This is a genomic window from Streptomyces sp. NPDC046862 (genome assembly GCF_040704615.1).
Lineage (GTDB): Bacteria > Actinomycetota > Actinomycetes > Streptomycetales > Streptomycetaceae > Streptomyces.
Genome location: NZ_JBEYXP010000108.1, coordinates 1 through 14,307, shown reverse-complemented (window position 1 = coordinate 14,307; position 14,307 = coordinate 1). Strand labels below are relative to the sequence as shown.

General features: G+C 73.9%; 2 protein-coding genes. Both read right to left on the bottom strand.

Features of this window, described 5'->3' with window-relative positions:
* The coding region (locus AB0959_RS52300; protein ID WP_366834089.1) for a type I polyketide synthase at positions 1-9,599 on the bottom strand (9,599 nt) is incomplete at its 3' end.
* 97 nt (positions 9,600-9,696) lie between these two features.
* Positions 9,697-14,295, bottom strand: coding sequence for an SDR family NAD(P)-dependent oxidoreductase (locus tag AB0959_RS52295; RefSeq protein WP_366834090.1), 4,599 nt, complete (start codon positions 14,293-14,295; stop codon positions 9,697-9,699).
* Between the last annotated feature and the right edge of the window lie 12 nt (positions 14,296-14,307).

Genomic DNA, 14,307 nt, shown 5'->3' with positions numbered 1-14,307 from the left:
ACACCCCACGACTCCACCAACCGGAACAACGCCACTTCCACCGCGAACAACGCCGGCTGCGCCCACCCCGTCGACTCCAACACCCCCGCCGGACCGTCCGGACCGTCCGGACCGTCCGGACCGCTGAAGACAACCTCCTTCAACGACCCGGGCAACAACCCCTCAAAGCCCGCACACACCCCATCGAACGCCGCCGCGAACACCGGAAACGCCTCGTACAACCCACGCCCCATCCCCACCCGCTGCGACCCCTGACCCGAGAACACCACTCCCAAGCCCCCGCCCGACGTCTCGTCGACAGTGGTTGCGCCGCTTTCCGCGAGCCCGCTGAGCGCCTGGTGGAGTTCGTCGCGGTCAGCTGCGACCAGGACCGTGGCGCTGGGCAGGACGGCCCGGGTGGTGGCGAGGGAGAAGGCGAGGTCCCGCAGGGGGAGCCCGGGGTTATCGGTCAGGAAACCCGCGTGGCGGGCGGCCTGGGCGCGCAGGGACGGCTCGTCCCGTGCGGAGAGCACCACGGGGACGACGTCCGGTAGCGTCCCCGGTCCGTCCGTCTCCGGCTGGTCCGTCTCCAGCCCGTCGACCGCGGACGCCGACGCGTCCTCGGCGGGCGCCTGTTCCAGGACGACGTGGGCGTTGGTGCCGCTGATCCCGAACGACGACACACCCGCCCGCCCCAGCCGCCCGGTCTCCGGCCACGACTGACGTTCCGTCAACAACTGGACGCCGCCCGCCGACCAGTCCACTTCGGGAGTGGGCTCGTCCACGTGCAGCGTCCGCGGCAGCGTGCCCTCGCGCAGGGCCATCACGGACTTGATGACGCCACCGACACCGGCCGCGGCCTGCGTGTGCCCGATGTTCGACTTCAACGACCCCAGGTACAGGGGCCGTTCCCGGTCCTGCCCGTACGTCGCCAGCAACGCCTGCGCCTCGATCGGATCGCCCAGTCGCGTGCCCGTCCCGTGGGCCTCCACCACGTCCACGTCGGCGGGGGTCAGTCCGGCGTCGGCGAGGGCGGCGCGGATGACCCGCTGCTGCGACGGGCCGTTGGGCGCGGTGAGACCGTTCGACGCGCCGTCCTGGTTCACCGCCGAGCCGCGTACGACCGCCAGCACCGGGTGTCCGTTGCGCCGGGCGTCCGAGAGGCGCTCCACCACCAGCACACCCACGCCCTCCGCGAGGGCGAAGCCGTCGGCCGCCGCCGCGAAGGACTTGCTGCGGCCGTCGCGGGCGAGGGCGCGTTGCCGGCTGAAGCCCACGAAGGAGGCGGGTTCGGACATGACGGTGGCGCCGCCCGCGAGCGCGAGGTCGCACTCGCCGGCCCGCAGCGCCTGCACCGCCAGGTGAAGGGCGACCAGAGACGACGAGCAGGCGGTGTCGACGGTGACGGCCGGGCCCTCCAGGCCGAACGTGTACGAGATGCGGCCCGAGGCGACGCTGGCGGCGGCGCCGGTCGCGAAGTAGCCCTCGACGTCGGTGGCGGCATCGAGCAGCCGGGCGGTGTGCCCCTGTTCGCTGATGCCCACGTATACGCCCGTGCGGCTGCCGCGCAGCGACGACGGGTTGATGCCGGCCCGCTCCAGGGACTCCCAGGAGGTCTCCAGCAGCAGCCGCTGCTGCGGGTCCATCGCCAGCGCCTCACGCGGGGAGATGCCGAAGAACGCCGGGTCGAAGAGGGCGGCGTCGTGCAGGAAGCCGCCCCGGTCGACGTAGCTGGACTCGGGGGTGCTCCCGTCGGGATCGTGGAGCCGGTGCAGCGGCCAGCCGCGGTCGGTGGGGAACGCGCTGACGAGGTCGGTCCCGTCGTGGACCGCCCGCCACAGGTCCTCCGGGGAGCCGATGCCACCGGGGTAGCGGCAGCCCATCGCGACGATGGCGACGGGCTCGTCACGGTCGGCGGCGGCCCGGACCGCCACGGCCTCCGCCGGACGGTCCCGCACGCCGAAGAGCCTGTCGCCGAGGAAGTCCGCGAGGGCGCTCATGGTGGGGTGGTCGAAGACGAGGGTGCTGGGCAGCCGTACGCCGGTTGCGGCACCGAGCCTGTTGCGCAGGTCGACGGCGGTGAGCGAGTCGAAGCCCAGTTCCTTGAAGGCCCGTTTCGGGTCGACGGCGTCAGGGTCGGGGTGGCCGAGGACCGCGGCGGCGTGTTCACGGACCAGCTCGCGCAGGGCGCGGGTGCGCGCGGCCGGGTCGAGGCCGGAGAGGCGGCGGGCGAGGTCGGAGGCCGGGGCGGCGGAACCGCCGGACGTCTCCTCGTCCGCGGGGGGCAGGGCCTCCGGGATGTCGTCGAGCAGGTGGCTGGGACGGCCGGTGGTGAAGACCTCGGTGAACCGTTCCCAGTCGACGTCGGCGAGGATCACCGAGGTGTCCCCGTCGGCGAGGACGGTGCGCAGGCCGGCGACGGCCGTCTCCGGGTCGATGACGGGCAGCCCGGTGGCGCGGAGCTGGTCGTAGATGGTGTCGGAGACCATGCCACCGCCCGCCCACGGCCCCCAGGCCACGGAGAGGGTCGGTACGCCATTGGCGCTTCGCCGCTCGGCGCGCGCGTCCAGCACGGCGTTGCCCGCGGCGTAGACGCCATGGTCACCGGCGCCCCAGACGGCGGTGATGGAGGAGAAGTAGACGACGGCGTCGAGCTGGTCCGGGTCGAGGACGGCTTCGAGGTTTTCGACACCGGCGACCTTCGCGGACAGAACGGTGCCCAGATCCCCGAACGCGGCCTCGGCGACGGGCCCCAGGAGGCCGACGCCGGCGGCGTGCACGACGGCCCGGATGCGGTCGCCGTCGCACTCGACCCCGGCCAGGGCCGCGGCCAGGGCGCCGCGGTCGGTGGTGTCGCAGGCGACCAGGGTGACGCGGACGCCTGACTCCTCCAGTTCGGCGCGGAGTTGGTCGGCTCCCGGCGCGGCGGCCCCCCGCCTGCTGAGCAGGACGAGGTGTTCGGCGCCGTCGCGGGCGAGCCAGCGCGCGACGTGGGCCCCCAGGGCGCCGGTTCCGCCGGTGACGAGGACAGTGCCGCGCGGGATCCAGCCGGTCCTGCCGCCGTTCTCGTAAACCGGGGCGGAGGCGTGGGCGAGGCGGCGGACATGGGCGCCGCTGGGGCGCAGGGCGATCTGGTCCTCGCCGTCGTGCCCGGCGAGAAGGGTCAGCAGGTGGTCGGTGACGGCTTGGTCGACGGTAGCCGGAAGGTCGATCAACCCGCCCCAGTGCTGAGGCAGTTCGACGGCGGCGCAGCGGCCGAGCGCCCAGACCGCGGCCTGGGCGGGGTCAGCGGGCCCCGCGTCATCGGCGGTGCCGACGGCACCCCGGGTCAGGCACCACAGCGGAGCGACCGTGCCGGTCCGTACGAGCGCCTGGAACAGGGCCAGCGTCGTGGCGAGACCGGTCGGCACCACGGAGTCGAGCGGGTGCGGTGTGGTGTCGGCGCCGGTCAGGGCGACCACAGCGGTCGGCGCGACCTCCCGGATGCGCGCGGCGAGGCTCTCCGCGTCGGCGTCCGCGGGCACGGTCAGCAGCGCGCCGTGCTCCGCGCGCTCCCGCACGGCGTCCACCACCGCGGCGAGTACGGGCTCGTCCCGCAGCGCCTCCGGTACGGCGACCAGCCAGGTCCCCGGCAGGATGGCGGGGGCCGCGGGAGCAGGGGGCAGGTTCATGGGACGCCATTCGACGGCGTACCGCCAGGCGTCCACCGCGGTGCGCTCGCGCCGGTCACGGCGCCAGGAGGAGAGCGCAGGCAGGACGGTGGCCAGCGCCGGATCATCGGCCGGCAGGTCGAGCGCGCCGGCGAGAGCGGAGGCGTCCTGCGCCTCGACCGCCTGCCAGAACTCCTCGTGGGCGGGGTCGGCCGCGTGGGTCCCGGGCAGCGTCCGCGGCCAGTACCGACGGCGTTGGAACGCGTAGGTGGGCAGGTCGACGCAGGGCTCGGGCGACGCGGGACTCCGGTCGGCGTAGACCTGCGACCAGTCCACCCGTACGCCGCCGACGGCGAGTTCGGCGAGCGAGGCGTACATCCGGGCGAGTCCGCCCTCACTCCTGCGAAGGGTGCCCGCGACGAGCGGTTCGGCTCCCGCACGTTCGGCGGTCTCCGTGATCGGGGCGGTCAGCACCGGATGTGGGCTGATCTCCACGAAGACGTGGTGTCCGGCATTCAGCAGGCCGTTGACGGAGGGTTCGAGACGGACGGTGGAACGCAGGTTGCGGTACCAGTACTCGGCATCCAGCCCCTTGGTGTCGAGCCAGTCGGCGGTGACCGTGGAGTAGAAGGGGACTTCGGAAGCCGAGGGCGCCAAGTCGGCCAGCACCGCGAGGAGTTCGGCGTGGATTCGCTCGACCTGGGCGGAGTGGGAGGCGTAGTCCACGTCGATGCGCCTGGCGCGTACGTCCCGGCCGGCCGCCTCCGCGATCACCTCGTCCAGGTCGTCCGGCGCACCGGCCACGACCACCGACGACGGACCGTTCACCGCGGCCACGTCCACCCGGCCGTCCGCCACTCCCGTCAGGCTCCGCACCTCGTCCACCGACAGCTGCACGGACGCCATCCCGCCGTACCCGGACAGGGCCAGTATCGCTTTCGACCGCAGCGCCACGACCTTCGCGCCGTCCTCGAGGGACAACGCCCCCGCGACCACCGCAGCCGCGATCTCACCCTGCGAGTGGCCGACGACCGCGGCCGGCTCGACACCGTACGACCGCCACACCTCCGCCAGCGACACCATCACCGCCCACAACACCGGCTGAACCACATCCACCCGGTCCAACGCACCGCCCGAGCACAGGACATCGGTCAACGACCAGTCCACGAACGCAGCGAGAGCCTGTCCGCACTCCCCCATCCGCGCCGCGAACACCGGGGAGGCGTCCAGCAGTTCCACCGCCATTCCCACCCACTGCGACCCCTGACCGGGGAACACGAAGACGGGGCCGCGTCCGACGGGTCCGGCCGTGCCGGTGATCACCGTCGGAGCGGTGGCCGTGCCGTCGGCGAGCGCGCGTACGCCTGTCAGCAGGTCGTCGCGGTCGCGGCCGATGACGACCGCGCGGTGCTCGAAGAGGGAGCGGCTGTGGAGCAGGGCCCTGCCGACTGCCGCCGGTTGGGCCTGTGTGCGGTCGAGGTGGTCCGCGAGGCGGCCGGCCTGGGCGCGCAGGGCCTCGGGGGTGCGGGCGGAGAGCGTCCAGGGGCGGACGGCGGGTGCGTCGGCGCCATGCTCCGCACCGGGGGCGGGCTCCTCAGGGGTGTGTTCGAGGATGACGTGAGCGTTGGTGCCACTCATCCCGAAGGACGACACGCCGGCGCGGCGCGAGCGGCCGGTCTCGGGCCACGGCTGGTTCTCCGTCAGCAGCTCCACCGTTCCCGGCGACCAGTCCACCTGACGGGTCGGCTCGTCGACATGGAGGGTTTTCGGGAGCACACCGTGCTGGAGTGCCATCACCGTCTTGATGACGCCACCGACACCGGCCGCCGCCATGCTGTGCCCGATGTTCGACTTCAACGACCCCAAGTACAGGGGTCGTTCACGGTCCTGTCCGTAGGTGGCGAGCAGGGCCTGCGCCTCGATGGGGTCACCGAGTCGCGTGCCCGTGCCATGTGCCTCCACCGCGTCCACGTCCGCCGGGGACAGCCCCGCGTGCGCCAACGCCTCGCGGACGACCCGCTGTTGAGAAGGCCCGTTGGGGGCGGTGAGGCCGTTGGACGCGCCGTCCTGGTTCACGGCCGATCCGCGGACGACCGCGAGCACACGGTGCCCGCCCCGCCTCGCGTCCGACAGCCGCTCCAGTACGACGACGCCGGCGCCCTCGGCCCAGCCCGTGCCGTCGGCGGCGTCCGCGAACGCCTTGCACCGGCCGTCCGGGGCCAGGCCGCCCTGGCGGGCGAACTCCAGGAAGCCGCCGCTGGTGTTCATGACGGTGACGCCACCGGCGAGCGCGAGGTCGCACTCCCCCGCGCGCAGCGCCTGCCCCGCCAAGTGCAGCGCGACCAGGGACGACGAGCAGGCGGTGTCCACGGTGACCGCCGGGCCCTCAAGGCCGAGCGCGTACGCGACCCGGCCGGAGACGACGCTGCCGGCCGTGCCGGTCATGACGTGGCCCTCGGTCTCGGGTGTGGCGGCGAGCACGTCGGCGTAGTCGGAGCCCGCGATGCCGGCGAAGACGCCGGTGCGGCTGCCGCTCAGTGCGGCCGGGTCGAGGCCGACGCGCTCCAACGCCTCCCAGGACGTCTCCAGCAGCAGCCGCTGCTGCGGGTCCATCGCCAGCGCCTCGCGCGGCGAGATGCCGAAGAAGCCGGCGTCGAACTCGGCGGAGTCGTGCAGGAATCCGCCGCCGACGGGCACCCGGCCGCCGGTCCGGCGCAGCGCGGTCAGGTCCCATCCGCGGTCGCGGGGGAACGTGGTGACGCCGTCGCCGCCCGAGGCGACCAGCTGCCAGAGTTCCTCGGGGCTGGTGATACCGCCCGGATAGCGACAGGCCATGCCGACGACAGCGAGAGGTTCGTCCGTGAGCCGGGCGCGGGCGGGGACGGCGGTGTCGCCGTCGGGTGCGCCGCTGAAGTGGGCGACGACGGCTTCGGGGGTGGGATGGTCGAAGACCAGGGTGGCGGGCAGCGTCAGCCCGCTCTCCTCGGCGAGACGGTCGCGGAACCGTACGGCCGACAGCGAGTCGAAGCCGAGTTCCTTGAAGGAACGGTCCGGAGCGACGGCGTCCGGGGAGGCATGGCCGAGGACGGCGGCGGCGACGCTGCGGACCAGGTCCAGGTCGAGCGGGGTGCCGTCGGCCGTGGCCGTCCGCGTCTCGGGGACGGGCGGCGGAGGGCCCGGCAGCTGGGCCCCGCTTCCGGCCGTTGCGGGCAGCCAGAAGCGGCTGCGTTGGAACGGGTAGGTGGGCAGGTCGGCCCGCAGTCCGTCGGCCGCGGGGCCGAGTACGGAGGTCCAGTCGACGGCGGTGCCGCGGACATGGAGGGTCGCAAGGGCGGTGAGCAGCGCGGTCGGTTCGTGGTGGCCCTGGGTCAACGCGGGGACGAAGGCGGGCGGCGAGGCGTCCTCCGGGTTGTCGGTGAGGCAGTCACGGGCCAGCACGCTGAGGACGCCGTCGGGGCCGAGTTCCAGGCATGCGGCAGTGCCGAGTGCACCGAGCAGCCGTACGCCGTCGTGGAACCGTACGGCTTCCCGGACGTGCCGGATCCAGTAGTCCGGCGAGCGGAGCTGCTCCTCGGTGGCCAGGGCGCCGGTGACGTTGGAGACGACGGGGATGCGTGGCGCGTGGTAGGTCAGGCCTTCGGCGACCTCGCGGAAGCGGTCCAGCATGGGGTCCATCAACGGCGAGTGGAAGGCGTGGCTGACCTTCAGACGCCGGGTACGCAGGCCGCGTTCGGCGCACAGGGCGGCGGTGGCGTCCACGGATTCGGCGGGACCCGACAGGACGGTGGCGCGGGGTCCGTTGACGGCCGCCACGGCCAGCCGGTCCGTGGTCCCGGCGGCTTCGAGGAGATCGGGCACGTCGTTCTCGGCCGACTCCACCGCGACCATGGCGCCGCCGTCGGGGAGCGCGTCCATGAGGGTCGCGCGGGCGGCGACGAGGGTGCAGGCGTCGTCGAGGGAGAGCACTCCGGAGGCGTGCGCGGCGGCGAGTTCGCCCACGGAGTGGCCGAGCAGGAAGTCGGGGCGCAGGCCCCAGTGTTCGAGCAGCCGGAAGAGGGCCACCTCGAAGGCGAACAGCGCCGTCTGGGTGTACGCGGTCCGCCCCAGCAGTTCCGGCGAGCCGAGCGCCTCGGCGAGGGGCCGGTCCAGATGCGGGTCGAGCCGGGTGCGTACGGCGTCGAAGGCGTCCGCGAACACCGGGTGGGCGGCGCGCAGTTCCTCACCCATGCCGACGCGCTGGGCGCCCTGCCCGGTGAAGAGGAACGCCAACGGCCCGTCCTTGCCGCGGGTCCCGGTCACCACCCGGGGGGAGAGCCGCCCGTCTGCCAGTGCGTCGAGTCCGGCGAGCAGGTCGTCCCGCCCGCTCCCGACCACGACGGCCCGCTGTGTGAACCGGGCTCGTCCCCCGGCGAGCGCCCGCGCGAGCTCCATCGGCTCCGGGGCCCCGTTCCGCCCGGCGAAGGCACCGAGCCGGTCGGCCTGGGCGCGCAGGGCGTCGGGGGTGCGCGCGGAGAGGAGAAGGGCCACGGGGCGGTCCCGCTCGGCATCCCCGGGGCCGGACGGTTCCCGTTCCGGCGCCTGGTCCACCGCCTGGTTCGGTATCGGTTCCGGCGCCTGTTCCAGAATGACGTGGGCGTTGGTCCCGCTGATGCCGAACGACGACACGCCCGCCCGGCGAGGCCGCCCCGTCCGAGGCCATCCGCGCTGTTCTTCGAGCAGCCGCACCGCGCCGGACGACCAGTCAACCTCCGTGGTGGGTGTGCCGATGTGCAGGGTGCGCGGCAGGACACCATGCCTCAGGGCCTGCACCGTCTTGATGACTCCGCCGACGCCCGCCGCGGCCTGTGTGTGGCCGATGTTGGACTTCAGGGAACCGAGCCACAGCGGCTGTCCCTCGGGCCGGTCCTGGCCGTAGGCGGCGAAGAGGGCCTGGGCCTCCACGGGGTCGCCGAGCCGGGTGCCGGTCCCGTGGGCCTCGACCATGTCGATCTGGGCGGGGCTGAGGCCCGCGTCGGCGAGGGCGGCACGGATGACCCGCTGCTGGGAGGGGCCGTTGGGGGCGGTCAGGCCGTTGGACGCCCCGTCCTGGTTCACCGCCGTGCCGCGCACCACGGCGAGCACCCGCTGCCCCTCGCGCTGCGCGTCGGACAGGCGGCGCAGTACGAGGACGGCGGCGCCCTCACCCCAGCCGGTGCCATCGGCGGCGTCCGCGAAGGACTTGCAGCGGCCGTCGCCCGCGAGGCCCCCCTGCAGCAGGAACTCCTCGTACAGGCTGGTCCCCGCCATCACGGCCGCACCGCCCACCAGTGCGAAGGAGCACTCGCGGTCACGCAGCGCGCGCGTGGCCAGGTGCAGCGCGACCAGGGAGGACGAGCACGCGGTGTCGACGGTCAGCGCCGGGCCTTCGAGGCCGTAGAAGTAGGCGAGCCTGCCGGAGGCGACGCTGAGGGTGGTGCCGGTGACCACGTGGCCCTCGACCTCGCGCAGCGCCTCGTCGTCGCGCGGGCCGTACTTCTGATCCGAGAGACCGACGAACACCCCGCCGTCGCTGCCCTTGAGCGTGGCCGGATCGAGGCCGCACCGCTCGATGGCCTCCCAGGACGTCTCCAGCAGCAGCCGCTGCTGCGGGTCCATCGCCAGCGCCTCCCGCGGCGAGATACCGAAGATGCCGGCGTCGAACTCCCCGGCTTCGTGGAGGAATCCCCCTTCGAGCCGGGCCCCGCCGGCCCGCAGGGCCTCGGTGCGCCAGCCTCGGTCCTCGGGGAACGGACCGATGGCGTCACGGCCCTCGTGCACCAGGTCCCACAGGTCGTCGGGGGTCGCGACGCCGCCGGGGAAGCGGCAGGCCATCGCCACGATCGCCAAGGGCTCCCGGCGGTCGGCCTCCAGTTCGCGCAGCCGGTTGCGAGTGCGCTGGAGATCGGCGGTCACCCGCTTGAGGTAGTCAACAACCTTCTCGTCGTTCGCCACGGGTACTCCGATTCGGGCCGTACGGTTCGGGGAGGGCTGGGGGCGACTCACGCGGCGTCCGGTCGCGTGACGTCTGGTGACGTCGTGTCGGTTCGCATCAGGTCAGGTCACCGAACTGGCTGTCGATGAAGGCAAGGACCTCGTCGGCGGTGGCCCCGCCGAGGGTGTCCTCGCCGTCGGCCGGACCGGTCGCGGCGAGCGCGCCGGTGTCGAGCCGGTGCAGGACGCGGCGCAGCCGGCCGGCCACCTCGGTGTGCGCCGCGCCGCCCGCGGTGAGGGTTTCGGCAACGGTCTCCAGTCGGTCGAGGCCGCGGAGCAACTCCTCCTCGGGGTCCGGCGCGGCGGGCAGCGCCCACTGGAGCAGGTGCGCGGTGAGCGCCACCGGCGACGGATGATCGAAGACCAGGGTCGCCGGGGCGTTCATACCGGTCGCCGCGCGCAGCCGGTTGCGCAGTTCCACGGCCGTGAGGGAGTCGAAGCCCTGGTCCTTGAACGACTGGTCGGCGTCGACGTCGGCGGTCCGGGCATGGCCGAGGACCTGGGCCGTCTCTTCCAGGACGAGGGCGAGCGCGTAGCCGTGCCGTTCCTCGGCGGGCAGGGCCGTGAGCCGGGCTGTGAAGTCCGCGCTGGGGGAACTCTGCTGCCGCAGGGCGGCTGCCTGGCGGGGCACAGTGCCGAGCAGGTCCCGAAGGAGGGCGGGCACGGGCTCCTGCCGGTGGCGGTCCCGCAGCGCGCGGAGGTCGAGTGGGGCGGCCACGACGCTCGCGGAGGTGGCGGTGAGCGCCGCGTCGAACAGGGCGAGGGCCCGCTCGGTGGACAGCGCGGTGGTGCCGGTCCGACGCACCCGTTCCCGGTCCCGCGCACCGAGTCCGGCCGTCATCGTGCTGCTCTGTTCCCACAGGCCCCAGGCGATGGAGACGGCGGGCAGCCCCGCGGCCCGGCGCCGCTCGGCGAGCGAGTCCAGGTAGGCGTTGGCGGCACTGTAGTTGGCCTGCCCGGCGGCGCCGAACGTGGCGGAGATGGAGGAGAACAACACGAGCAGGTCGAGGTCGGGGCAGTGTTCGCGGGTCAGCTCGTGCAGATGGCGGGCACCGTCGGCTTTCGCGTGCAGAACCTCGTCGAGCCGCTCGGGAGTGAGGGAGGCGAGGACGCCGTCGGCGACGACTCCGGCACAGTGGACGACCCCGCTGAGTCGCTGTCCTTCGGTGTCGAGCCGGTCCAGCAGGGCGGCCACGGCGTTCCGGTCGCCGACGTCACAGGCCGTCACCTGCACGTCCACACCCGCGTCGCGGAGGTCGGCGAGGAGTTCGGCCGCGCCGGGAGCGTCGGGACCCGAGCGCGAGGTGAGCACCAGCCGGCGCACCCCGTGGGCGGTGGCCAGGTGGCGGGCCACCGCCGCGCCGAGCGCCCCGGTGCCGCCGGTGACGAGGACGGTGCCGTCCGCGCCGTCGGCCGGGCCGATGGTGAGCACGGCCTTGCCGGTGATCCTGGCCTGGGCGACGGCGCGGAACGCCTCGCGGGCGCGGCGCACGTCCCACACCGTGACCGGTGGCGGGGCGAGCTCGCCCGTGGCGAACAACTCGCCGAGCTCGGTGAGGAGTTCCTGTATGCGGTCGGGGCCGGGGTCACCGAGGTCGAAGCTCCGGTAGACGATGCCGGGATGGTCGGCGGCCACTCGCTCCGGGGCACGGAGGTCGGTCTTGCCGATGTCGACGAACTGTCCGCCCCGGGGCAGCAGTTCCAGCGAGGCGTCGGTGAACTCCCGGGCCAGGCAGTTCAGTACGATGTCCATGCCCTGGCCGTCGGTCGCGTCGAGGAACCGTTCGCGGAAGTCCGTGGTCCGGGAGTCGGCGGTGTGCGCGTCGTCCAGTCCTGCCGCCCGCAGCGCACCGCGCTTGGCCTCGCTCGCGGTGGCGTACACCTCGGCGCCCAGAAGACGGGCGAGCCGCACGGCGACGGTACCGACCCCGCCGGCCGCGGCATGGACGAGCACCCGCGAGCCCGGGCGTACGCCGGCGAGGTCCCGCAGTCCGTACCAGGCGGTGAGATGGGCGACGGGCGCTGCGGCCGCCTGGACGAGGGTCCAGCCCTCCGGTACCGGGGCCAGCATCCGGTGATCGGCCACCGCGACCGGTGCGAACGCCCCGTCGAGCAGGCCCATCACCCGGTCGCCGGGCGCGAACCGGCTCACTCCGGGTCCGGTCTCCAGCACCACTCCGGCACCCTCGGTGCCCAGTTCGGCCTCGCCGGGGTACATGTCCAGGGCGATCATGGTGTCGCGGAAGTTCACTCCGGCGGCTCGGACGGCGACTCGTACCTGTCCGTGGTCCAGCTCCTGAGCCGGAGGGACGGTGGGCACGAGGGCCAGGTCGGTGAGCGACCCCGGCACGGTCGTGTCCAGCCGCCACATGCCGCCGGTCATCTCCAGCGGGGCGGTGCCGGTGACGCGGACGAGGCGCCTGCCGTACAGGCGCCCCCCGCGGACCACGAGTTCCGGCTCACCGTGGGCGAGGGCCTCGGCGAGAACGGAGTCGGTCAGCGACACACTGCCGACGCCCTCGCCGTCCCCGGTGCTCTCCGTGCCATCACCGCCCCTGACAGTGTCGGCGTCTTTCCTCTGCTCGGTGTTCTCGCTGCCTTCGATGTCCAACAGGACGACGCGACCCGGCTGTTCGACCTGTGCCGACCGGACGAGACCGGCCGCGGCGGCATGGGCCGACGGCACGTCCCCGCCGTCGAAGCCGCAGGCGGCGGCCACCGGCAGCCCGGGGTCCGCCACCGTCGCGGCCCGGCGGGTGACCACCACCAGGGCGGTGTCCGCGAAACTCTCGTCGGCCTCGGCCCACTGCTGAAGCAGCCGCAGGGTGAACGCGGTGACCGTCCGGATGGTGCCGGGTGGGAGGTGAACCACCACGGCGTCGGGCGGTGAGCCGGCGTCGGGAAGCACGACGGGACCGGAACCGCCCCCGGCGGGGACCGACACGGCGAAGGGTCGGACAGGAGCGGGATCGGCGATCGGCGGCAGCGCGGTCCACTCGACCCGGTGGAGGGTCGCACCGCCCGGCCCCGATACCGCCGACCGGTCGTCCGTCACCTCCCTGAGCACCAGGCCTTCGACGGTGACCACCGGCAGACCGGTGCCGTCGACCGCCGTGACGCCGACCGTGCCGTCCTCGGACCGCGCCAGCCGCACCCGTACCGCCTCGGCGCCGATGGCGTGCACGCGCACACCGCGCCAGCTGAACGGCAGCCGGGCCGGCTCCGCCGCCGAGAGGTCCACGCCGAGTGCGTGCAGGGCCGCGTCCAGCAGCGCCGGGTGCACGCAGAACCGCCCGGCCGCGGCGCGGACTTCGTCAGGCAGGTCGGCCTCCGCGTACAGGACGCCCGCCTCCTCGCCGGACCGCCACACCGACCGCAGCCCGAGAAAGGCCGGTCCGTAGGTGACGCCGACGTCGGCCAGGCGCGCGTAGCAGTCCTCGGCGGCCACGGGCTCGGCGTCCGAGGGGGGCCACGGCAGCGGCTCCACCGGGACTGCGGACGCGGGCGCGAGGAGGCCTTCGGCGTGCCGGGTCCACGGCTGGTCCACACCGGGTGCCGTGCCGTGGGCAGGGGCGGGGCGCGCGTACGCGCCGACGGTACGCCGGCCGCTGTCGTCCGGGGGCCCGATCACGAGCTGCACCTGGGTCGCCGTGTCGGTGGCCAGCACCAGGGGGGCGTGCAGGACCAGTTCGCTCACCTCCGGGCAGCCCAGCCTCTGCCCGGCCCAGCAGGCCAGCTCCAGGAAGGCGGTGCCGGGCACCAGCACGGAACCGAGCACCGTGTGGTCGGCCAGCCAGGGGTGCGTGGCCGCCGACAGCCGCCCGGTGGCCACCACCTCCCCTCCGGACGCCGACTCCAGCCAGGTGTGCAGCAAAGGGTGGTCCGCCGGCGCGAGCCCGGCCTCCACGAGAACGTCCGAGGCGGGTCCGGCGGCCGTCTCGGGCCAGTACGCGCGGTGCTGGAAGGCGTACGTGGGCAGCTCCGTCCGCCGCGCGCCGGTCCCGTCGAACAGGGCCCGCCAGTCCACGTCCGCGCCCCGCGCGTATGCCTGCGCCACGGCCCCCATCAGCGTGTCCGCCTCGTCGCGGTCGCGGCGCAGTGCCCCGAGGGCGAGCAGGTCGGGAGCGGTCTCCTGCACCATCGAGGCCAGCGAGCCGTCGGGCCCCAGTTCCAGCACCGTGCCCACACCCCGGGTCCGCACCGCGCGAACGGCGTCGGCGAACCGGACCGTCGCCCGCACATGCCGTACCCAGTACTCCGGTGAGCACAGTTCGGTCCCGGCCACCTCGCCCGTCACGTTCGACACGACCGGAACGACCGGCTCACGGAACGTGACACCGGACAACACCGAGGCGAAGTCCTCCAGCATCGGATCCATCAGCCCCGAGTGGAACGCATGGCTGACCGCCAGGCGCTTCACGCGTCGGCCCTCGCCGGACAACCGGTCCGCGACCGTCCGTACGGCGTCCTCCTCGCCGGAGATCACCAGCGACGACGGACCATTCACCGCCGCCACCCACACCCCCGACCCCTCGGTGATCTCCGACTCAGCGGCCTGGACCGCCCACATCGCGCCCCCGGACGGCAACGCCTGCATCAACCGCCCACGCGCCGCCACCACCCGACACGCATCCCCCAACGACCACACACCCGCCACATGAGCCGCGAC